We start from the raw sequence: 21,815 nt of genomic DNA, 5'->3' as shown, positions 1-21,815 counted from the left end.
TTTCCCGCACCACCCAGCACGGCGCCCTGCCCTGCTCCGCCCTGCCCTGCCCTGCTCCAACGCGCCTGCGCACGCAGGTGACATCGCCCTGACTCCGGCCCGCACGCCCGCCGAGGGGAACCCACATGGCACCAGAACCACCGCTGCTCAGCATGTCCGGCATCACCAAGTCGTTCCCCGGCGTCCGGGCCCTCGACGGCGTCGACCTCGCCGTCCAGGCCGGCGAAGTGCACTGCCTGCTCGGCCAGAACGGGGCCGGCAAATCCACCCTGATCAAGGTGCTCGCGGGCGCCCACCAGCCGGACAGCGGCACCATCAACTGGCGCGGCGAGGCGGTCACGCTCCGCTCGCCCATCGCCGCCATGCGCCTCGGCATCGCCACCATCTACCAGGAACTCGACCTGGTGGAGCACCTGTCGGTGGCCGAGAACGTCCACCTCGGCCATGAACCCACGGCCGCCGGGTTCGTCGTACGCCAGCGGACCGCACGCGCCTCGACCGCCCGGCTCCTCGAGCGACTGGGCCATCCGGAGGTCGACCCGGCCCGGCTCGTCGGGGAACTGTCCGCGGCCCAGCAGCAGATCGTCTCCATGGCCCGCGCGCTCTCCCACGACGTACGGCTCATCGTCATGGACGAGCCGTCCGCCGCCCTCGACCCGGACGAGGTCGACAACCTGTTCCGCATCGTCGCCTCCCTGACCGCCGATGGCGTGGCGGTCGTCTACATCTCGCACCGCCTGGAGGAGATCCGGCGCATCGGCGACCGGGTGACGGTGCTCAAGGACGGGCGCGCGGTCGCGGGCGGACTGCCCGCGAAGACGACGCCGACCCGCGACGTCGTGGCGCTGATGACCGGGCGCAACGTCGAGTACGTCTTCCCGCAGCGGCCGACTGCTGCGCCCGCCGGCGCCCCGGTCCTGGAGGCCCGTGGGCTGTCCCGGGCGGGCGAGTTCGCACCGCTCGACCTCACCGTCCGGGCCGGCGAGATCGTCGGCCTCGCCGGACTCGTCGGCTCGGGCCGCTCCGAGGTGCTGGAGACCATCTACGGCGCCCGCAAGCCCAGTACCGGCCAAGTCCTCGTGGACGGCAGCCCGTTGCGGCCCGGCAGCGTACGTGCCGCGGTCCGCGCCGGACTCGGCCTCGCCCCGGAGGAACGCAAGGCGCAGGCCCTGCTCATGCTGGAGTCGGTCACCCGGAACGTGTCCGTCTCCACCCTCTCCCGCTTCTCACGCGGCGGCTGGCTCGACCAGCGCGCCGAACTGGGCGCGGCCCGCGCGGCGACCCGCGAACTGTCGCTGCGCCCCGACAACCCCTCCGTACCCGTCCGCACCCTCTCCGGCGGGAACCAGCAGAAGGCCGTCCTGGCCCGCTGGCTGCTGCGCGGCTGCCGCGTGCTGCTGCTCGACGAGCCGACCCGCGGTGTCGACGTCGGCGCCCGCGCCGAGTTGTACGCGGTCGTGCGCCGACTGGCCGACGAAGGGCTCGCGGTGCTGCTCGTGTCCAGCGAGGTCCCCGAAGTACTGGGTCTCGCCGACCGCGTGCTGGTGCTGCGCGAGGGCCACGTCGTACACGAGGCACCCGCCCGCGAACTGGACGAACACCGCGTTCTCGATCTCGTCATGGAAGGAAGCCCGGCGTCATGACGCAGCACGCCTCCCCGCCGCGGGGCAGCACCGACAAGGTGCAGCCGGTCGGCCCCCTCCCCGTCTGGCGCTCCCTCGTGGCCCGCGCCGACGTCCGTACCCTCTCGCTGCTCGGCGTGCTGCTCGCACTCGTCGTGGTCGGCGGCATCACCAAACCGGACGAGTTCCTCGACACCCGCAATCTGCAACTGGTGCTCACCCAGGCATCGGTGATCGGTGTCGTCACGGTCGGCATGACCTTCGTCATCACCTCCGGCGGCATCGACCTGTCGGTCGGCGCGATCGTCGCCCTCTCCTCGGTCTGGGCGACCACGGTGGCCACCCAGGACTTCGGCTTCGCCGGCGTCCTGTTCACCGCGGTGCTCGTCGGCGTGGGCTGCGGACTCGTCAACGGCGTGCTCATCGCCTACGGCGGCATGGTCCCGTTCATCGCCACCCTCGCGATGCTGGCCTCGGCGCGCGGCCTCGCCCTGCAGATCACCGACGGCAAGACGCAGATCGTGAACATCGACGGCATCCTCAAGCTCGGCGAGCGCGACTCCTATGTGCTCGGCATCCCGCCGCTCGTCCTGGTGTTCGCGGTCGTGACGATCATCGGCTGGCTCGTGCTCAACCGGACCACCTTCGGCCGCCGCACGGTCGCCGTCGGCGGCAACGCGGAGGCCGCCCGGCTCGCCGGCATCGACGTACGCCGCCAGCGGCTCTATCTCTACCTGCTGTCCGGACTGTGCTGCGGCATCGCCGCCTTCCTGCTGATCATCCTGTCCGGCTCGGGCCAGAACACCAACGGCAATCTCTACGAACTCGACGCCATCGCGGCCGCGATCATCGGCGGAACCCTGCTCAGCGGGGGTCGCGGCACCATCACCGGCTCCGTGCTCGGTGTCCTGATCTTCACCACGATCACCAACATCTTCGCCCTGAACAACCTGCAGAGCGACGTCCAGCAGATCGCCAAGGGTGCGATCATCGTCGCCGCCGTGCTGGTCCAGCGCCGTACCGCGAGCACGACCTGAGGAAAGGGTTCACCGACATGTCACAGCTCACCAGCCGCAGAGGACTGCTCTTCGGTACCGCCGCGGTCTCCGCCGGCGCCCTGCTCACCGCTTGCACGAGCAATGAGAGCAAGGACGAGAAGCCCGCGGCGAACGACCAGCCGGCCGCCGACGACAAGCCCGGCAAGCAGGTCACCGTCGGGTTCGCCGGCCCCCAGGCCGACCACGGCTGGCTCAACGCGATCAACGAGAACGCCAAGAGCCGCGCCAAGAAGTACTCGGACGTCACCCTGGAGATCACCGAGGGCTCCAACGACACCGCCGCGCAGATCGGCCAGATCGAGACCCTGATCAACAAGAAGGTCGACGTACTGGTGATCCTGCCCGCCGACGGCAAGGCCCTCACCCAGGTCGGACTGAAGGCGATGCGCGCCGGCATCCCGGTGATCAACCTGGACCGGATCTTCAACACCCCGCAGGCCTACCGCTGCTGGATCGGCGGCGACAACTACGGCATGGGCTTCAACGCCGGCCACTACATCGGCGAGAAGCTCAAGGACACGGCGGACGCCCGCGTCGTCGAACTGGCCGGCATCGACAACCTGGAGCTGACCAAGCAGCGCACCCAGGGCTTCGACGACGCGCTCAAGAACTACCCGAACATCAAGAAGGTCGCCCGCCAGGCAGCCGACTTCACCGTCGAGTCGGGACAGGCCAAGATGTCCCAGCTGCTGCAGGCCCAGTCGAAGATCGACGCCGTCTGGAACCACGACGACGACCAGGGCGTGGGCGCGCTGCGCGCCATCGAGCAGGCCGGACGCGACGAGTTCCTGATGGTCGGCGGGGCCGGGGCGCTCTCCGCCTTCCAGGCGATCAAGCAGGACAACGGCGTACTGAAGGCGACCGTGCTCTACCCGCCGACCATGGCCGCCTCGGCGATCGACCTGGCGCGCGCCCTCGGACAGAGCAAGGGCGTCGGCGGTCTCGCCGAGTACGAGATCCCGACGTCGATCACGCTGTACTCGGCCGTCGTCGACAAGGACAACATCGACCAGTACATGTCCACGGGCTTCCGCTGACCGGATCCGCCCCGCACCCCCCACGGCGCCGCCGTGGCGCTGACACGATGAGGACGAGGAGGACTTCCGTATGGGACAGCCGCAGCAGACGGACGGGCCGGAGGCAGAAAAGCCACCGATCCGCGTCGGCATGGTCGGATACGCCTTCATGGGCGCCGCCCACTCTCAGGGCTGGCGCACCGTGGGCCGGGTCTTCGACCTGCCCCGACGGCCGGTCCTGGCCGCGATCTGCGGCCGGGACGGCGCCGCGGTCCGTGCGGCGGCGGACCGGTACGGCTGGGCAGCGGCCGAGACCGACTGGCGTGCGCTGATCGCCCGGGACGACGTCGACCTCGTCGACATCTGCACCCCCGGGGACAGCCACGCCGAGATCGCCCTCGCCGCCCTGGCCGCCGGCAAGCATGTGCTGTGCGAGAAGCCCCTCGCCAACACCGTGGCGGAGGCCACCGCGATGACCCGCGCGGCCGAAGAGGCCGAGACCCGCGGCCAGGTGGCGATGGTCGGCTTCAACTACCGGCGGCTGCCCGCCACGGCGCTTGCCCGGCGGATGGTCGCCGAGGGCAGGATCGGCACCCTGCGGCACGTCCGGGTCAGCTACCTCCAGGACTGGCTGGTCGACCCGCAGTCCCCGCTCACCTGGCGGCTGCGCAAGGAACAGGCGGGATCCGGTTCGCTCGGTGACCTCGGCGCGCACATCGTCGACCTCGCCCAGTACCTGGCGGGCGAACGACTGGCCGGGGTCTCCGCGCTCACCGAGACCTTCGTGCGGCAGCGGCCGCTGTCCGGCGGCCCCGGCAGCGGCCTCGCCGGGGAGCCGGCCGCCGGCACCGGAGAGGTCACCGTCGACGACGCCGCCCTGTTCACCGGCCGCTTCGCCGGCGGCGCCCTGGCCTCCTTCGAGGCCACCCGCTACGCGACCGGACGCAAGAACTCCCTGCGCATCGAACTCAACGGCGAACGCGGCTCGCTCGCCTTCGACCTGGAGCGGCTCAACGAGCTGGCGTACCACGACGGCACCGAACCCGGGACGCACGCCGGCTTCCGCCGCATCCTCGTCACCGAACCCGACCACCCCTACCTGGAGGCCTGGTGGCCCCCGGGCCACGGCCTCGGCTACGAGCACACCTTCGTCCACCAGGCCCGCGACCTGGTGCACGGCATCGCCGAGGGCCGCGCCCCCGAACCCTCCTTCGCCGACGGGCTGCAGGTCCAGCGGGTGCTCGCCGCGGTGGAGGAGAGCGCCGAGAAGAACTCCGTCTACACCCCCATCGCGGGCTGAGGAGGACTCGCCAATGCCGCGCAGATTCACGCTCTTCACCGGTCAGTGGGCCGACCTTCCCCTGGAGGAGGTCTGCCGCCTCGCCCGCGACTTCGGCTACGACGGCCTCGAACTCGCCTGCTGGGGCGACCACTTCGAGGTCGACAAGGCCCTCGCCGACCCGTCCTATGTGACGTCCCGCCACCAGCTCCTCGACAAGTACGGCCTCAAGTGCTGGGCCATCTCCAACCACCTGGTCGGACAGGCCGTCTGCGACGCCATCATCGACGAGCGGCACGAGGCGATCCTGCCCGCCCGGATCTGGGGCGACGGCGAGGCGGAGGGCGTACGCCGGCGGGCCGCCGCCGAGATCGCCGACACCGCGCGCGCCGCGGCGGCCTTCGGCGTCGACACCGTCATCGGCTTCACCGGCTCCGCCATCTGGCACCTGGTCGCCATGTTCCCGCCCGCGCCCGAATCGATGATCGACCGCGGCTACCAGGACTTCGCCGACCGCTGGAACCCCATCCTGGACGTCTTCGACGCGGAGGGGGTCCGCTTCGCGCACGAGGTCCACCCGAGCGAGATCGCCTACGACTACTGGACCACCCAGCGCGCCCTGGCCGCCGTCGACCACCGGCCCGCCTTCGGCCTCAACTTCGACCCCTCCCACTTCGTCTGGCAGGACCTCGACCCGGTCGGCTTCCTGTGGGACTTCCGGGACCGGATCTACCACGTCGACTGCAAGGAGGCCCGCAAGCGCCTCGACGGCCGCAACGGCCGCCTCGGCTCCCATCTGCCCTGGGGCGACCCGCGCCGCGGCTGGGACTTCGTGTCCGCCGGGCACGGCGACGTCCCCTGGGAGGACGTCTTCCGGATGCTGCGGTCCATCGACTACCAGGGGCCCGTCTCCGTGGAATGGGAGGACGCCGGCATGGACCGGCTCCAGGGCGCCCCGGAAGCGCTGACCCGGCTCAAGGCGTTCGACTTCGAGCCGCCGACGGCCTCCTTCGACGCGGCCTTCGGTAACTGACGCTCCGCTGGACGTGCCGCGCTGTGTCGTGGGGCGTCCGCGGCGCCGTTGTGGCTGGTCGCGCAGTTCCTCGCGCCCCTTGCGGGGGCGCGGGCACCGGTCCACCATTTACCGCTTTTCCGCTCTCCGGGATGACGGCGCATCCCGGCGTACCGCACCCGCCCGTACAACCAGCCCCTTTCTGGAGGCATTCGTGCACGGGAACGACCGCACCACCAGCACCCGCAGAAGCGAGACCCAGAGACGACGCCGATTCCGCAAGGGGGTGGCCCTGTTCAGCGGGGCGCTGCTCGCCGGCGCCACCCTGAGTCTCACCGCCCCCCAGGCCGGTGCAGCCGTCGCCGACCCCCAAACCGCGGCGGCCGAGGACTTCCAGCAGGTCACCCTCGCCAAGGGGGCGGCGGAGGTCGGCGAGCCCATGTCGCTCGCCGTCCTCCCGGACCGCTCCGTGCTGCACACCTCGCGCGACGGCACACTCCGGGTCACCGACGCCGCCGGCAACACCAAGGTCGCCGGCAAGCTGGATGTCTACTCGCACGACGAGGAAGGCCTCCAGGGCGTCGGCGTCGACCCCGGCTTCAACGACAACCGGTTCATCTACCTCTACTACGCGCCCCCGCTGAACACCCCCGCGGGCGACGCACCGGAGACCGGCACCGCCGCCGACTTCGCCCCGTTCGACGGCGTCAACCGGCTCTCCCGGTTCGTCCTGAACACGGACGGCACGCTCGACAAGGCCAGCGAGAAGCAGATCCTCGACGTCCAGGCCTCCCGCGGCCTGTGCTGCCACGTCGGCGGTGACATCGACTTCGACAAGGAGGGCAACCTCTACCTGTCGACCGGCGACGACACCAACCCCTTCCAGTCGGACGGCTACTCGCCCCTCGACGAGCGGCCGGACCGCAACCCCGCCTTCGACGCCCGCCGCTCCGCCGGCAACACCAACGACCTGCGCGGCAAGATCCTGCGCATCAAGGTGAACGCCGACGGCTCGTACTCCATACCCGACGGCAACCTGTTCGCGCCCGGCACCGCCAAGACGCGGCCCGAGATCTACGCGATGGGCTTCCGCAACCCGTTCCGCTTCAGCGTCGACAAGGAAACCGGCATCCTCTACGTCGGTGACTACGGCCCCGACGCCGGCTCCGCCAACCCCGACCGCGGCCCCTCAGGACAGGTCGAGTTCGACCGGATCACCGGCCCCGGCAACTACGGCTGGCCGCTGTGCATCGGCGACAACGAGGCGTACAAGGAGTACGACTTCGCCACCAAGACGTCCGGCGCCGCCTTCGACTGCGCCGCACCGAAGAACACCTCGCCGCACAACACCGGCCTGACCGACCTGCCGCCGGCCCAGCCCGCCTGGATCCCGTACGACGGCCCGTCCGTGCCCGAGTTCGGCGACGGCTCCGAGTCCCCCATGGGCGGACCGGTCTACCACTACGACCCCGCGCTCGACTCGCCCGTGAAGTTCCCTGAGGCCTACGACGGCAACTTCTTCGCCGGTGAGTTCGGCCGCCGCTGGATCAAGCGCATCGTCAGCGACGCGGACGGCACCGTGCAGTCCATCAACCCCGTGCCCTGGACCGGCACCCAGGTGATGGACATGGCCTTCGGGCCCGACGGGGCGCTGTACGTCCTCGACTACGGCACCTCCTGGTTCGGCGGGGACGACAACTCCGGCCTCTTCCGCATCGAGAACGCGACCGACGGCCACTCGCCGGTGGCCCAGGCGGCGGCGAACCGCACCTCGGGCCAGGCGCCGCTGCGGGTGACGTTCTCCTCGGCCGGCAGCACCGACCAGGACGGCGACGCGCTCACCTACAGCTGGGACTTCGGCGACGGCGCCACCGCGACCGGGGCGAGCCCGAGCCACTCCTACAAGAGGAACGGCACCTACACGGCCACGGTGACCGCCAAGGACCCGGGCGGGCGCACCGGCAGCGCGAGCGTCCAGGTCGTCGTCGGCAACACCGCGCCCACCGTCACGCTCCAACTCCCCAAGGACGGCCAGCTGTTCAGCTTCGGTGACGCCGTACCCTTCAAGGTGAAGGTGACCGACCCCGAGGACGGCAGGAACATCGACTGCTCCAAGGTCACGGTCAACTTCATCCTCGGCCATGACACCCACGGCCACCCGCTGACCTCCGCGAACGGCTGCTCCGGCACCATCCAGACCAGCGCGGACGGCGGCCACGACGAGAACGCCAACATCTTCGGTGTGTTCGACGCCCAGTACACCGACAACGGAGGCGGCGGCCAGGCCGCGCTCACCTCGCACGACCGCAACGTCCTCCAGCCCCGGCACCGCCAGGCCGAGCACTTCGACGACTCCTCCGGCGTCTCGGTGATCAGCAAGACCAGCGCCCACGGCGGCAAGACGGTCGGTGACATCGACAACGGCGACTGGATCTCCTTCACGCCGTACGTGCTGGCCGACGCCAAGCAGATCACGGCACGCGTGTCCTCCGGCGGCGCGGGCGGCACCCTCGAGGTCCGCGCGGGCTCCAAGACGGGCAAGCTGCTCGGCAGGGCGACCGTGCCGGTGACCGGCGGCTGGGACACCTTCCAGGACGTCAGCGCCAACGTGTCGAACGCGCCGAAGGGCACCACCAAGCTCTACCTGGTCTTCAAGGGGAGCACCGGCAACGGCGCCCTGTTCGACGTCGACGACTTCATCTTCACCACGGGCTGAGGGGAGGCCGCGATGCGCTCGACCGGCAGACTGACGACCGCCGTCGTCGGGGCGGCCCTGCTCCTCGGCTGCGTGGCGGGACCCGCCTCCTCGCACCCGGCGGAGGGCAAGCGGGTACTGGTCTTCTCCAAGACCGCCGGATTCCGGCACGACTCGATCCCCGAAGGGATCACGGCGGTCAGGGAACTCGGCACGGACGGCGGATTCGCCGTCGACGCCACGGAGGACGCCGGCGCCTTCACCGCGAAGAACCTGCGGCGCTACGACGCGGTCGTGTTCCTGTCCACGACGGGAGACGTCCTCGACGCCGCCCAGCAGCGGGCCTTCGAGGGCTACATCCGGCAGGGCGGCGGCTATGTGGGCGTCCACGCCGCCGCCGACACCGAGTACGACTGGGCGTTCTACGGCGGCCTCGCCGGCGCCTACTTCCAGTCGCACCCGGCGATCCAGCCGGCCACGGTGGACGTGGAGGACCGCGGCCACCCGGCGACCTCGGACCTGGCGCAGACCTGGGACCGTACGGACGAGTGGTACAACTACCGCTCCAACCCGCGCGAACGGGCCCATGTCCTCGCCTCGCTCGACGAGTCGTCGTACACCGGCGGCACCATGAACGGCGACCATCCGATCGCCTGGTGCCAGGACTACCAGGGCGGCCGCGCCTTCTACACCGGCGCCGGCCACACCAAGGAGTCCTATGCCGAACCCGCCTTCCGGCAGCACCTGCTGGGCGGAATCCGCTGGGTCATCGGCGACGCCCAGGCCGACTGCCGCCCGGAGAACGGCTACCGGCCGCTGTTCGACGGCACGTCCCTGGACGGCTGGCGCCAGGCGGGCCCGGGCTCCTTCACCCTGTCCGAGGACGGCACGCTGACCTCGACGGGCGGCATGGGGATGCTCTGGTACGCCGACCAGAGCTTCGGGGCGTACTCCCTGAAGCTCGACTGGAAGATGGCCGGCGACGACAACTCGGGTGTGTTCGTGGGCTTCCCGCCCTCGGACGACCCGTGGTCGGCCGTGAACAACGGTTACGAGATCCAGATCGACGCCACGGACGTGCCCGAGAAGACCACGGGGTCCGTCTACGGCTTCCGCTCCGCCGACCTGAAGAAGCGCGACCGCGCGCTGAACCCGCCGGGGGAGTGGAACACGTACGAGATCCGGGTGGAGGGCGAGCGCCTCCGCATCTGGCTCAACGGCGTGAAGATCAACGATTTCACCAACACCGATCCGGCCCGGAGCCTGCGCGACGGACATGTCGGCATCCAGAACCACGGTGCCGACGACCAGGTGTCCTTCCGCGACATCCGGATCAAGGAACTGCCCGTCAAGGGCAGGTAGAGCGGCGGCGGGCGGGGGACGCCGGACCCCCGCCCGCCGTCTTCGTCCCGTCTCTGCCGGGGTTCGCGCACGACAAGGAGGCTGCCCATGTCCGCGTCCCTTTCCCGAAACCGCGTGGGAGTGTGGCTGATCGGCGCCCGGGGTTCCGTCGCCACCACCGTGGTCGCGGGCTGTGCCGCCGTGGCGGCCGGCCTGCACCCGCCCACCGGAATGGTCACCGAGACACCCCAGTTCGCCGACTGCGGTCTGCCGCCGCTGGGCTCGCTCGTGTTCGGCGGGCACGACGTGGTCGACTGCCAACTGCCCAAGCGGGCCGAGCAACTGGCGGCGGGCGGCGTCCTGCCGCACGGCCTGCCCGCCGCGGTCGCGGGCGAACTCGTCGCGGCCGACGCCGAGATCAGGCCCGGCGGGCCGGCCCCGGCGGACCCCCGGGACCCCGACGAGGTGATCGCCGACTTCGCCGCGGACATCATGGGCTTCGTACGGCGGAACGGGCTCGCCCGTGCCGTCGTCGTGAACGTGTCGTCCACCGAACCCACCGCCACCGGTGACGCCCTGCCGCCCAGCTCGCTGTACGCCGCCGCGGCCCTGCGGGCCGGCTGCCCCTACGTGAACTTCACCCCGTCGACCGGCCTGCACCACCCCGCGCTGGCCGGGACGGCGGCGAGCAGCGGCCTGCCGTACGCGGGCCGGGACGGCAAGACCGGGCAGACCCTGCTCCGTTCGGTCCTCGGCCCGATGTTCGCGCAGCGGGCACTGGCGGTCCGCGCCTGGTCGGGCACGAACCTGCTGGGCGGCGGCGACGGCGCCGCCCTCGCCGACCCGGCGGCGGCCGCCGCCAAGAACGCCGGCAAGGAACGGGTCCTCGCCGACACCCTGGGCGGCACACCGCAGGGCGAGGTGCACATCGACGACGTGCCCGCCCTCGGCGACTGGAAGACCGCCTGGGACCACGTCGCCTTCGACGGCTTCCTCGGCACCCGCATGGTCCTGCAGACCATCTGGCAGGGCTGCGACTCCGCGCTGGCCGCGCCGCTCGTCCTCGACCTGGCCCGGCTGACCCTGCGCGCCCACGAGGCCGGCCACACCGGCCCGCTGACCGACCTCGCCTTCTACTTCAAGGACCCACTGGGCGACGCCCCGTCGTCCCTTGGCGACCAGTACACGGCACTGACCCGGTTCGCGGAGCGGCTGCGGGAGCCGGGCCCGGCCGGCGGGCCCACGGAGGTGCCCGGATGCTGAGGAGCGCGGCGGCGGCCCGTCGGCCAGGGCTGACGCCCGCCGTCGGCGCGGCGGACCGGACCGCACCGGTCACCGGCGCCCGGCCGGACCCGATACGCCCCCGGGTTCCGCGCGGCGCGCGGGCCCGCGCCTGGGCCGAACTGCTGCGGCTGCCCGCCCTGTTCACCGTCCCCGGTGACGCACTGGCCGGTGCCGCCGCGGTCGCGGCCCGCCCCGGCCCCCGCACCCTGCTCGCCATCGGCTCCTCGCTGTGCCTGTACGAGGCGGGCATGGCCCTCAACGACTGGGCCGACCGCGACGAGGACGCCGTCGAACGCCCGCACCGGCCGCTGCCGTCCGGCCGGATCAGTCCGGCCGCGGCCCTCGCCGCGGCCGGTGCCTGCACCGCGGCGGGCCTCGCGCTGGCCGCCCGCGCCGGCCGGCCCGCGCTCGCCGTCGCCGCCCCGCTCGCGGCCACCGTGTGGGCGTACGACCTGGTCCTCAAGCACACCCCGGCGGGCCCCGCGGCGATGGCCGCGGCCCGCGGCCTCGACCTGCTGCTCGGCGCGGCGGCCACCCGGGGCACCCCGGACGCCGTCCGCGGTGCGCTGCCCGCCGCCGCGCTGCTCGGCTCCCACACCCTCGCGGTCACGGCGGTGTCCCGGCGCGAGACGACCGGCGGCTCGACCCTGGCCCCCCTGGCCGCGCTCGCCACGACCGGCGTGCTCACGCTGTCGCTGACCCGGCCACGGCCCGCGCCGACCGCATCCGCTTCCCCGCCGGTCCCCGCCGCCGCCCGCCGCGGCGACCCGGGACACGGCTCCCGCCGCCACCCGGCGGGCCGGGGTGAGGCCGCCACCCCCGGCCCGCCGGGGACCTCGGCCCCACCGCCCGGCCGGACACCCGGCGATCCGCAGGACCTGCTGCGCACCGCCCTGGGGATCGGCTACGCGGCCACGGCCGGACGCCCCTACTGGCACGCCGTGCTCCATCCGTCCGCGCAGCTCACCCAGCGGGCCGTCGGCGGCGGGATCCGCGCCACCGTCCCCCTCCAGGCCGCGCTCTGCGCCCGCGCCGGGGCGCCGGGAAGCGCGCTGCTGACCGCGGCCCTGGCCCCGCTCGCCCGCCGGTTCGCGAAGAAGGTGAGCGTCACATGAGCCCGCAGCCCCCCGCCGCCCGGCACCTTCCCGCCGCCCCCCGCACCGCGGCACCCGCACCGGGCCCCGGCGGCCCGCCGCTCCGCTTCGGCTACGGCACCAACGGCCTCACCGACCTGCGGCTCGACGACGCCCTCGAACTGCTCGCCGACCTCGGCTACGACGGCCTCGGACTGACCCTCGACCATATGCACCTCGACCCGCTCGCCCCGGACCTCGGCGCCCGCACCCGCCGGGTCGCCCACCGGCTGGCCCGGCTCGGCCTGGACGTCACCGTGGAGACCGGCGCGCGCTACGTCCTCGACCCCCGGCACAAACACGGCCCCACCCTGCTCGACCCCGACCCCGAGGCCCGCGCCCGCCGCGTGGACCTGCTGATCCGGGCCGTGCGGGTCGCCGCCGACCTCGGGGCGCACGCCGTGCACTGCTTCAGCGGGATCACCCCGGCCGGCACCGACGAGGACACCGCCTGGCAGCGGCTCGCCGACAGCCTCGCACCGGTCCTGGACGCCGCCGCCGGCGCGGGCGTCCCGCTCGCCGTCGAACCCGAACCCGGCCAACTGCTCGCCACCCTCGCCGACTTCCACCGGCTGCGCCGCACACTCGGCGACCCCGAGCCCCTCGGCCTCACCCTCGACATCGGCCACTGCCAGTGCCTCGAACCCCTCCCGCCCGCCGACTGCGTACGCGCCGCCGCCCCCTGGCTGCGGCACGTCCAGATCGAGGACATGCGGCGCGGCGTCCACGAACACCTGCCCTTCGGGGACGGCGAGATCGACTTCCCACCCGTCCTCGCGGCCCTCGCCGCCACCGGCTACCGCGGCCTGACCGTCGTCGAACTGCCCCGCCACTCGCACGCCGGACCCCAGCAGGCCGCCCGCTCCCTGCCGTTCCTGCGCGCCGCGGCCACCGCCGCCTCCGTGTCACCGGGCACACCGCACACCGCCCGGCCCCTCGGCGAGCCCCCCGCCACCCCCGAAGGGAGCACCGCATGACCCACCGGCACCCCGCACCGGACACCCCGGTGGCCCGTCCCGCCCACACCCCGCCCGACGAACTGCGCACGAGGCTGCACGCCCGGCTCGACGAGGCCGCCCGCAGCTGGCTGGACCGCGCCCTCACCGAGGCGGCCGCCCACCCCGGCACCCACGGCCCCATCTCCGCGTGGGAGCTGCGCCTCGCGGAGGCCGGCCGGCGCTGCGGCCCCGCCCACGCCGACGCCGCCCGCGTCCTCGTCCTGCACGCGGCCCGCGCCGACACCGCCGCCCTCACCCGTGTCTACCGGCAGGGCACCGCCGACGAACGCCGCGCGGTCCTGCACGCCCTGCCCCACCTCGTGGCGGACGCCGGCGCGCTCCCGCTCGTCGAGGACGCGCTGCGCACCAACGACACCCGGCTCCTGGCCGCCGCCGTCGGCCCCTACGCCGCCCGCCACCTGGACACCCACGCCTGGCGGCACGCCGTCCTCAAGTGCCTGTTCACCGGTGTGCCCGTGGCCGAGGCGGCCGACCTGCCCCGGCGTGCCCGCGGCGATGCCGAACTCGCCCGCATGCTCGGTGACTACGCCGCCGAGCGCACCGCAGCCGGCCGGCCGGTGCCCGACGACCTGTACCGGGTGCTGACCCTGACCGGGGCCGCGACACCACCGCACACCACGGACGACCCCCACGGCAAGGAGTCCTGATGCGCATCTTCGACCCCCACATCCACATGACGTCACGGACGACCGACGACTACGAGGCCATGCACGCCGCGGGCGTCCGCGCCGTCGTCGAGCCGTCCTTCTGGCTCGGCCAGCCCCGCACCGCGCCCGCCTCCTTCCTCGACTACTTCGACTCGCTCCTCGGCTGGGAACCCTTCCGCGCCGCCCAGTACGGCATCGCCCACCACTGCACGCTCGCCCTCAACCCCAAGGAGGCGAACGACCCGCGGTGCGCGCCCGTCCTGGACGAACTGCCCCGCTACCTCGTCAAGGACCGGGTCGTGGCCGTCGGCGAGATCGGCTACGACTCGATGACCCCGGCCGAGGACACCGCGCTCGCCCGGCAGCTGCAGCTCGCCGCCGACCACGGGCTGCCCGCGCTCGTGCACACCCCGCACCGCGACAAGCTGGCCGGGCTGCGCCGCACCCTCGACGCGGTCCGGGAGTCCGCACTGCCCCCGGACCGCGTCCTGGTCGACCACCTCAACGAGACCACCGTCAAGGAGGCCAAGGACAGTGGCTGCTGGCTCGGCTTCTCGGTCTACCCGGACACCAAGATGGACGAGGAGCGGATGGTCGCGATCCTGCGCGCGTACGGACCCGACCGGGTGCTGGTGAACTCCGCCGCCGACTGGGGCAGGAGCGACCCGCTCAAGACCCGCAAGGTGGGCGACCTGATGCTCGCCGAGGGCTTCACCGAGGACGACGTCGACCGGGTCCTGTGGCGCAACCCGGTCGCCTTCTACGGGCTCAGCGGCCGGCTGGTCCTGGACGTCCCGGACACCGGCGCCACCCACGAGGGCAGCAGCATCCTGCGCGGCGGGGAGTGACCGATGCGCTTCCGGCACCCCGACGGCACCACCGTCCACCTCGCCTACTGCACCAATGTGCATCCCGCGGAGACCCTGGACGGCGTCCTCGCCCAACTCCGCGACCACTGCGAACCCGTACGCCGCAGGCTGGGCCGGGACCGGCTCGGCATCGGCCTGTGGCTCGCCAAGGACGCGGCCCACGCCCTCGTCACCGACCCGTCCGCGCTGCGCACCCTGCGCTCCGAACTGGACCGGCGCGGCCTGGAGGTCGTCACCCTCAACGGCTTCCCGTACCAGGGCTTCGGCGCCGAGGAGGTCAAGTACCGCGTCTACACACCGGACTGGGCCGACGCCGAACGCCTGGAGCACACCACGTCCCTGGCCCGGGTGCTCGCCGGGCTGCTGCCCGACGACGTCACCGAAGGCAGCGTCTCCACGCTGCCGCTGGCCTGGCGCACCCGCTGGGACGGCGAGCGCGCCGAGACGGCCCGCACCGCCCTGCGCACCCTTGCCGAACGCCTCGACGCCCTCCAGGAGTTGACCGGCCGCTCGGTCCGCGTCGGCCTGGAGCCGGAGCCCGGCTGCGTCGTCGAGACCACCGCCGACGCCATCGGCCCGCTCACCGCGCTCGCCCACGACCGCATCGGCATCTGCGTCGACACCTGCCACCTCGCCACCTCCTTCGAGGACCCGGACACCGCGCTGGACGCGCTCACGGGGGCCGGCGTCCGCATCGTCAAGTCCCAGCTGTCCGCCGCCCTGCACGCCGCGGACCCGCGGCACCCCGAGGTCCGTGCGGCCCTCGCCGCCTTCGCCGAACCCCGCTTCCTGCACCAGACCCGCACCCTCACCGACACCGGGCTGCGCGGCACCGACGACCTCGCCGAGGCGGTCCACGGCGACGCGCTGCCCGACACCGCGCCCTGGCGCTCGCACTTCCACGTCCCGCTGCACGCGGCACCCGCCGCACCCCTGACCGCCACGCTCCCCGTGCTGCGCACCGCCCTGACCCGGCTCGTCGGCGGCCCGCACCCGCTCACCCACCACCTGGAGGTCGAGACCTACACCTGGCAGGCCCTCCCGCCGGACCTACGGCCCCGCGACCGGGGCCGGCTCGCGGACGGCATCGCCGCCGAACTCACCCTGGCCCGCGACCTGCTGACGGACCTCGGCCTGAAGGAGCTGCCATGAGCGCCGCGCCCGCCACCGCGGGACCCACCCCGCTGCTCGTCCTCGACGTCGTCGGCCTCACCCCCCGGCTGCTCGACCACATGCCGCACCTCAAGCGGCTCGGCCGGTCCGGCTCCCGGGCCACGCTCGGCACCGTCCTGCCCGCCGTGACCTGCGCCGCCCAGTCGACGTTCCTGACCGGCACCATGCCGTCCGAACACGGCATCGTCGGCAACGGCTGGTACTTCCGCGAACTCGGCGACGTCCTGCTGTGGCGCCAGCACAACGGCCTGGTCGCCGGCGAGAAACTGTGGGATGCCGCGCGCCGCGCCCACCCCGGCTACACGGTCGCCAACATCTGCTGGTGGTACGCCATGGGCGCGGACACCGACATCACCGTCACCCCACGGCCCGTCTACTACGCCGACGGACGCAAGGAACCCGACTGCTACACCCGGCCCGCGGCGCTGCACGACGAACTCACCGAGAAATTCGGCTCGTTCCCCCTCTTCCACTTCTGGGGCCCGGGCGCCGACCTGGTCTCCAGCCAGTGGATCATCGACGCGACCCGGCACATCCTGCGCACCCGCAACCCCGACCTGACGCTCTGCTACCTCCCGCACCTCGACTACGACCTGCAGCGCTACGGCCCCGACGACCCGCGCTCCCACCGGGCCGCCGCCGACCTGGACGCCGCCGTCGCCCCGCTCCTGGACGACGCCCGCGCCGAGGGCCGTACCGTCGTGGTCCTCTCCGAGTACGGCATCACCCGCGCCGACCGCCCCGTCCACATCAACCGGGCGCTGCGCCGGGCCGGTCTGCTGGAGGTGCACACCCAGGACGGGATGGAGTACCTCGACCCGATGGCCTCCCGCGCCTTCGCGGTCGCCGACCACCAGATCGCCCATGTGTATGTGCGCCGCCCCGAGGACCTCGACGCCACCCGGGCCGCGCTCGACGGACTCCCCGGTATCGATCAACTCCTCGACGACCAGGGCAAGAAGGCGCACCACCTGAACCATCCGCGGGCCGGTGAGCTGGTCGCCGTCGCGGAGCCGGACGCCTGGTTCACGTACTACTACTGGCTCGACGACGACCGCGCCCCCGACTTCGCGCAGCTCGTCGAGATCCACCGCAAACCCGGATACGACCCGGTCGAGCTGTTCATGGACCCGCTCGACCCCTACGTCAAGGTCAAGGCCGCCACCGCGCTCGCCCGCAAGAAGCTCGGCATGCGCTACCGCATGGCGGTCGTGCCCCTCGACGCCTCACCCATCCGCGGCAGCCACGGCCGCCTACCCGCGAGCGACGACGAAGGTCCGCTCCTTCTGTGCTCCACCCCCCGCGCCGTCGGCGACCGCATCGCGGCCACCGACGTGAAGTCCCTGCTGCTCGCCCTGGCGGGCCTATCGGACCACCAGTCCAGAGAGAGGCACCCGTGAACGACATCGACACCACCGTCACCGGCACCGACGAACCCCTGCGCCGCGCCCTCGGCGTCGGCCGGCGCGGCTTCCTGAGCACCTGCACCGCCGTCGCGGCCGGTGCGGTCGCCCTGCCCGTGTTCGGCGCCGCCCCCGTCCAGGCCGCGCCGGCCGCCCCCGCGTCCGGGAAGGGCGGCAGAGGGCAGCTGCTCGTTCCCGCCGACAGGCGCGGCATCATCCTGTACACGGTCCGCGACGCGACCGGCCGCGACCCGCTGTCCACCAGCCTGCCGTCCGGGTTCCGTGCCGTGTTCGAGCAGCTCGCCCGGTTCGGCTACCGGCAGGTCGAGTTCGCCGGATACGGCCAGCACGCCAACGCGCCCGGCGGTGCGAGCCTGGAGAGCGTCCAGGGCGCCCGGCTGCTGCGCCGCTGGCTGAACGAGTTCGGGCTGCGGGCCCAGGGCAACCACGGCTTCATCCCCGGCTCGTGGCCGCTGACCACCGCCGACCTGGACACCTTCAAGAAGCACCTGGAGATCGCGAACATCCTCGGCATGGACCACATGGGCACCGGCGGCGACCCCACCGGCAGCTCCTACAAGGCCGACTGGGACGTGGCCGCCGACAAGTGGAACGCCCTCGGCGAGATCGCCCGCCGCGCCGGGATCAAGCTGTACACGCACAACCACGACTCCGCCTACGGCTTCCTGCTCGACAGCGGCCCGCTCGACGCCCAGGGCCGTCCGACCCGCAGCTCCGGCATCCGCAAGCTGGAGTACTTCCTGTCCGTCACCGACCCCAAGCTGGTCTGGCTGGAGATGGACATCTTCTGGGCGCACGTGGCCCAGTACAAGTTCCGCAGCTACACCGCTCCCGACGGCTCCACCCGGGAGCAGATCTTCGACCCGGCGGGCCTGGTCGCCTGCCACAACAAGCGCTACCCGCTGTTCCACGCGAAGGACGGCGTCGTCAACACCACCAACGGACAGGGCTATGACATGGTCCCGTTCGGCACGGGTGTCATCGACTACACGACGTTCTTCTCCCGCGTCGGCCAGCGGAACTACCACAACCCGATGGTCGAGCAGGACAACGCGCCCAGCTCCACCGACCCGGCCCAGTCCCTGACCTACGCCCGCACCGGCTACCGGAACCTCGCGGCCCTGCGCCGCAGGTAACCACCCCGCACGACCCGAGGAGGCCCTTCCCCCGACCGGGGAAGAGCCTCCTCACCACACCACCCGCCACAGCGGGCCCGAGGAGGGCTTCCCCGCGGCCGGGGGGAGGCCCTCCTCGTCGTGTTCGGTTGCCGCAGCGCGCCACAGCCCACGACCACGGACACTCCGTGGGCCGACGTGTGGCTCAGCCGCCCGGCCGGCGTGTGTTTCGGTGGCCGGGGCGTGGAGGGGAGCAGCGCTGTACGGCCCGATGAGGGCCTCCCCGCGGCCTGGGGGAGGGGCTCCTCGGGGTTCAGCCGGTTGGTTGTGGTGTGGGGGTCGAGCGGGTGCCGTGGCCCGGTTGCCGCAGCAGGAGCGCGATGCAGGCCGCGAGCATCGACACCCCGCCGGCCAGCGCGTACGCCCCGTTGTAGCCCCAGGCGCCGACCACCAGCGAACCGAGGCCGCCGCCGAACAGGCCGCTGATCAGCTTGCCGCTGTACACCAGCCCGTAGTTGGTGGCGTTGTAGTTCTCACCGAAGTAGTCCGGGGTGAGCGCCGCGAACAGCGGATAGAACGCGCCGCCGCCGAAACCGGAGAGGAAGGCGAAGAACAGGAACAGCCATTCGCTCTTGAGGTCCCCGGCCCAGATCACGCCGAACTGGGCAAGCCCCAGCACGACGATCACGAACACCAGGGTCGGCTTGCGGCCCCACCGGTCGGAGAGCCAGCCCACCACGCCCCGGCCGACGCCGTTGATGACGGCCATGACACCCATCGACGAGGCCGCGACCAGCGGGCCGAAGCCCACCTCCTTGGCGAAGTCCACCTGGAAGGAGATGCCGAAGACGGAGACACCCGCGGTCATCACCACGGAGATCCACATCAGCGGCAGCATGCCCGTCCTGATGGCCTCCTTCGGAGAGAACTGCCGTACCGCCGGCGGGTTCTTCACGAGACTCGACGCCGTGTTCCGGCCGCCCGTGTGCGCCAGCGGGTCGATGTCCGCGGGCCACCAGTTCTTGGGCGGGTCCTTGAAGAAGAACGCGCACCCGAAGACCACGATCAGGATGTAGCAGCCGATGAGGTCCAGCACCCGGTGGTAGTTCGCGGTGTCGAAGGCGTAGTTGAAGATGAAGATGAACGGCAGCGAGCCGTACGCGAAGCCCCCGTTGACGAAGCCGGTGCGCGCGCCCCGCCGCTCGGGGAACCACTTGCCGACCATGTTGATGCAGGTCGCGTAGACCAGCCCGGCCCCGATTCCGCCGACGACACCGAAGCCCAGGACGGCCAGCCACACATTGCCCAGGTGTGACAGGGCGAGGAACCCCACGACACACATCACGGAACCCGCGTACATCGCGGCCCGCGCCGTCAGGATGCCCTTCTCCCGCAGCCAGCCCGCCGGGAAGGCGACCCCGGCCTGGAAGAACACCCAGACACTGAGGATCCAGAAGGTGTTGGACTGCGTCCAGCCGTGGGCGTGGGACAGGGTGTCCTCCGCCGATCCGTACGCGTACTCGAAGACACTGATGGCCATCATGGCGATCCACGGCAGATACACCATGAGCTTGCGCGAGTGGCCGAGGATGTCCCGGTCCGTCTCACCGACGCGGTACACCCGGCCGTGCGCGTCGGTCACTTCGCGGAACGGGCGGTGCGCCGCGCCGGATGCGGCCGGTGAACCGGTGGCTGTCGGATCTGCCGTCATGTCACGCCATCTCCTCGCCGAGAGGCTGTGGGTTGGGGACGATGCGCCGGGCGTCTGGCGTGCCCGGTGCCTTCAGGAAGAGCGCCAGTACCGCCGAGGCCAGGCCGATGGAGCCGGCCAGGACGAACGCGCCGTCGTAGTCCCACGCGCCGACCACGACCGCGCCCAGACCCGAGCCGACCAGCCCGGAGATCAGCTTCGAGCTGTAGACCATTCCGTAGTTGGTGGCGTTGTTGTTCTCGCCGAAGTAGTCCGCCGTCATGGCCGCGAACAGCGGGAAGATCGCCCCACCGCCGAAGCCGGAGACCATCGAGCAGAACAGGAAGAACGGCATGCTGCCCAGCTGTCCGGAGAACAGCACACCGAACTGCGCGGTGCCGAGCACGACACACACGATGATCAGTGTGTTGCGGCGCCCGTAGCGGTCGGATATCCAGCCGATGACGCCGCGCCCGGTGCCGTTGACGATCGCCTTCAGGGACATGGCCGTGGCCACGATCCCGCCCGCGAAGCCCATGTCCTTGCCGAACGGCACCTGGAAGGCGATGCCGAAGATGTTGATGCCGGCCGTGCACAGCAGGCAGAACCACATCATCCACAGGACGGGGGTGCGCGCGGCCTCCTTCGGGGTGTACTGCTTGACCGCCGGAGGGTTCTTCAGCAGCGCCCGGCGGATCCGGGGATCCTCGGTCGCCTTCAGCGGGTCGACGTGCGCGGGCCACCAGTTCTTCGGCGGGTCCTTGAAGAACCAGCCCGAGGCGGCCACCACCAGGCACAGCCCGACGCCGACCGCGGAGAGCACCATCTTGTAGTTGCCCAGGTCGAGCACCGAGGTGAACAGGAACACGAACGGCACGGACCCGTAGGCGAAACCGCCGTTGACGAAGCCCGTCTTGCCGCCCTTGCGCTCCGGATACCACTTGCCGACCATGTTCACGCAGGTCGCGTAGACGAGGCCGGCGCCGATACCGCTGCACATGCCGAAGCCGGCATAGGCGACGAACACGTTCGGCGCGAACGCCAGTGCCAGATAGCCCAGCAGTGTGCCCAGCGCGCCGATCAGCATGGCCGTGCGGGCGGGGAGCCGTCCGTTCTCCCGCAGCTGCCCGGCCGGGAAGGCCACGGCCGCCTGGAAGAACACCCAGACGCCCATCAGCCAGAAGATGTGTCCACTGCTCCACAGATGCGCCTCGTGGAGCGTTTCCTCCGCCGAGGTGAACGCGTATTCCGCGGAGCTGATGCCCATCATGCCCACCCAGGGCAGGATGACCATCCACTTGCGTGGCCGGCCCATGATGTCGACATCGGTCTCGCCGATCCGGTACATGCGGCCGTTGCGGTCCGTCACTTCCCGGTACGGGACGGACGTGGAGTAGTCGGTGGTTGTCATCTGTTCAGCACCCCTTGCGTCGAAAGC

The 21,815-nt window shown here is 72.0% G+C and carries 17 protein-coding genes; 15 read left to right on the top strand and 2 right to left on the bottom strand.

Annotated elements, in window-relative coordinates:
* Positions 1–125 precede the first annotated feature (125 nt).
* The 15 genes from CTZ28_RS20195 (at position 126) to CTZ28_RS20125 (ending at position 18,708) form a co-directional block, all read left to right on the top strand.
* On the top strand, positions 126–1,643 hold the full coding sequence (locus CTZ28_RS20195; protein ID WP_121891046.1) for a sugar ABC transporter ATP-binding protein: 1,518 nt from the start codon (positions 126–128) through the stop codon (positions 1,641–1,643).
* Positions 1,640–2,659: an ABC transporter permease gene (locus tag CTZ28_RS20190; protein WP_121891045.1), complete on the top strand. Its 1,020-nt coding sequence runs from the start codon at positions 1,640–1,642 to the stop codon at positions 2,657–2,659. The genes CTZ28_RS20195 and CTZ28_RS20190 overlap by 4 nt, the downstream gene beginning before the upstream one ends.
* 17 nt (positions 2,660–2,676) lie before the next feature.
* Complete coding sequence (locus CTZ28_RS20185) at positions 2,677–3,717, top strand: substrate-binding domain-containing protein (protein WP_121891044.1); 1,041 nt, start codon at positions 2,677–2,679, stop codon at positions 3,715–3,717.
* Between the two features lie 70 nt (positions 3,718–3,787).
* Entirely contained in the window at positions 3,788–4,996 is a 1,209-nt protein-coding gene (locus tag CTZ28_RS20180; protein WP_121891043.1) for a Gfo/Idh/MocA family protein, read from the top strand.
* Positions 4,997–5,009: 13 nt separating this feature from the next.
* Complete coding sequence (locus tag CTZ28_RS20175) at positions 5,010–6,008, top strand: sugar phosphate isomerase/epimerase family protein (RefSeq protein ID WP_121891042.1); 999 nt, start codon at positions 5,010–5,012, stop codon at positions 6,006–6,008.
* A 193-nt stretch (positions 6,009–6,201) separates the two neighbouring features.
* A complete protein-coding gene (locus CTZ28_RS20170; RefSeq protein WP_121891041.1) occupies positions 6,202–8,703 on the top strand; it encodes a PQQ-dependent sugar dehydrogenase in 2,502 nt (833 codons plus the stop codon).
* 12 nt (positions 8,704–8,715) lie between these two features.
* Positions 8,716–10,044: a ThuA domain-containing protein gene (locus CTZ28_RS20165; RefSeq protein ID WP_121891040.1), complete on the top strand. Its 1,329-nt coding sequence runs from the start codon at positions 8,716–8,718 to the stop codon at positions 10,042–10,044.
* 87 nt (positions 10,045–10,131) lie between these two features.
* Positions 10,132–11,286 (top strand): inositol-3-phosphate synthase, encoded by a 1,155-nt coding sequence (locus CTZ28_RS20160; protein WP_121891039.1) that lies wholly within the window; start codon positions 10,132–10,134, stop codon positions 11,284–11,286.
* Positions 11,280–12,422, top strand: coding sequence for an SCO3242 family prenyltransferase (locus CTZ28_RS20155; RefSeq protein ID WP_121891038.1), 1,143 nt, complete (start codon positions 11,280–11,282; stop codon positions 12,420–12,422). Before CTZ28_RS20160 ends, CTZ28_RS20155 begins: the two co-directional genes overlap by 7 nt.
* Positions 12,419–13,417 carry a sugar phosphate isomerase/epimerase family protein gene (locus CTZ28_RS20150; protein ID WP_121891037.1) on the top strand — a complete coding sequence of 333 codons (999 nt, stop codon included), beginning with the start codon at positions 12,419–12,421 and terminating at the stop codon, positions 13,415–13,417. Before CTZ28_RS20155 ends, CTZ28_RS20150 begins: the two co-directional genes overlap by 4 nt.
* Complete coding sequence (locus CTZ28_RS20145) at positions 13,414–14,106, top strand: EboA domain-containing protein (RefSeq protein ID WP_121891036.1); 693 nt, start codon at positions 13,414–13,416, stop codon at positions 14,104–14,106. The genes CTZ28_RS20150 and CTZ28_RS20145 overlap by 4 nt, the downstream gene beginning before the upstream one ends.
* A complete protein-coding gene (locus tag CTZ28_RS20140) occupies positions 14,106–14,954 on the top strand; it encodes a TatD family hydrolase (RefSeq protein WP_121891035.1) in 849 nt (282 codons plus the stop codon). Before CTZ28_RS20145 ends, CTZ28_RS20140 begins: the two co-directional genes overlap by 1 nt.
* Positions 14,955–14,957: 3 nt before the next feature.
* A complete protein-coding gene (gene eboE / locus CTZ28_RS20135) occupies positions 14,958–16,127 on the top strand; it encodes a metabolite traffic protein EboE (protein ID WP_121891034.1) in 1,170 nt (389 codons plus the stop codon).
* Positions 16,124–17,548 (top strand): alkaline phosphatase family protein, encoded by a 1,425-nt coding sequence (locus CTZ28_RS20130; protein ID WP_121891033.1) that lies wholly within the window; start codon positions 16,124–16,126, stop codon positions 17,546–17,548. Before eboE ends, CTZ28_RS20130 begins: the two co-directional genes overlap by 4 nt.
* Complete coding sequence (locus CTZ28_RS20125; RefSeq protein ID WP_259471706.1) at positions 17,545–18,708, top strand: sugar phosphate isomerase/epimerase family protein; 1,164 nt, start codon at positions 17,545–17,547, stop codon at positions 18,706–18,708. Before CTZ28_RS20130 ends, CTZ28_RS20125 begins: the two co-directional genes overlap by 4 nt.
* Before the next feature lie 292 nt (positions 18,709–19,000).
* Here the strand turns inward: CTZ28_RS20125 and CTZ28_RS20120 are convergent, their stop codons facing one another.
* Together CTZ28_RS20120 and CTZ28_RS20115 are read right to left on the bottom strand one after the other, a co-directional pair.
* Positions 19,001–20,398 carry an OFA family MFS transporter gene (locus tag CTZ28_RS20120; protein WP_121891032.1) on the bottom strand — a complete coding sequence of 466 codons (1,398 nt, stop codon included), beginning with the start codon at positions 20,396–20,398 and terminating at the stop codon, positions 19,001–19,003.
* A 1-nt stretch (position 20,399) separates the two neighbouring features.
* Positions 20,400–21,788, bottom strand: a complete 1,389-nt coding sequence (locus CTZ28_RS20115; RefSeq protein WP_121891031.1) for an OFA family MFS transporter — start codon at positions 21,786–21,788, stop codon at positions 20,400–20,402.
* Positions 21,789–21,815 lie beyond the last annotated feature (27 nt).

Origin of the sequence: Streptomyces shenzhenensis, assembly GCF_003688995.1 — a bacterium.
Taxonomy (GTDB): domain Bacteria; phylum Actinomycetota; class Actinomycetes; order Streptomycetales; family Streptomycetaceae; genus Streptomyces; species Streptomyces shenzhenensis_A.
The sequence above is the reverse complement of the archived record's forward strand: the minus strand, read 5'-3'. Positions and strand labels throughout refer to the sequence as shown.

Coding starts and splice junctions, on each gene's coding strand:
- CTZ28_RS20180 (WP_121891043.1), top strand. CDS start 3,788: ATGGGACAGCCGCAGCAGACGGACGGGCCGGAGGCAGAAAAGCCACCG.
- CTZ28_RS20130 (WP_121891033.1), top strand. CDS start 16,124: ATGAGCGCCGCGCCCGCCACCGCGGGACCCACCCCGCTGCTCGTCCTC.
- CTZ28_RS20145 (WP_121891036.1), top strand. CDS start 13,414: ATGACCCACCGGCACCCCGCACCGGACACCCCGGTGGCCCGTCCCGCC.
- CTZ28_RS20140 (WP_121891035.1), top strand. CDS start 14,106: ATGCGCATCTTCGACCCCCACATCCACATGACGTCACGGACGACCGAC.
- CTZ28_RS20165 (WP_121891040.1), top strand. CDS start 8,716: ATGCGCTCGACCGGCAGACTGACGACCGCCGTCGTCGGGGCGGCCCTG.
- CTZ28_RS20175 (WP_121891042.1), top strand. CDS start 5,010: ATGCCGCGCAGATTCACGCTCTTCACCGGTCAGTGGGCCGACCTTCCC.
- CTZ28_RS20190 (WP_121891045.1), top strand. CDS start 1,640: ATGACGCAGCACGCCTCCCCGCCGCGGGGCAGCACCGACAAGGTGCAG.
- CTZ28_RS20120 (WP_121891032.1), bottom strand. CDS start 20,398: ATGACGGCAGATCCGACAGCCACCGGTTCACCGGCCGCATCCGGCGCG.
- CTZ28_RS20160 (WP_121891039.1), top strand. CDS start 10,132: ATGTCCGCGTCCCTTTCCCGAAACCGCGTGGGAGTGTGGCTGATCGGC.
- CTZ28_RS20195 (WP_121891046.1), top strand. CDS start 126: ATGGCACCAGAACCACCGCTGCTCAGCATGTCCGGCATCACCAAGTCG.
- CTZ28_RS20115 (WP_121891031.1), bottom strand. CDS start 21,788: ATGACAACCACCGACTACTCCACGTCCGTCCCGTACCGGGAAGTGACG.
- CTZ28_RS20155 (WP_121891038.1), top strand. CDS start 11,280: ATGCTGAGGAGCGCGGCGGCGGCCCGTCGGCCAGGGCTGACGCCCGCC.
- CTZ28_RS20150 (WP_121891037.1), top strand. CDS start 12,419: ATGAGCCCGCAGCCCCCCGCCGCCCGGCACCTTCCCGCCGCCCCCCGC.
- CTZ28_RS20185 (WP_121891044.1), top strand. CDS start 2,677: ATGTCACAGCTCACCAGCCGCAGAGGACTGCTCTTCGGTACCGCCGCG.
- eboE (WP_121891034.1), top strand. CDS start 14,958: ATGCGCTTCCGGCACCCCGACGGCACCACCGTCCACCTCGCCTACTGC.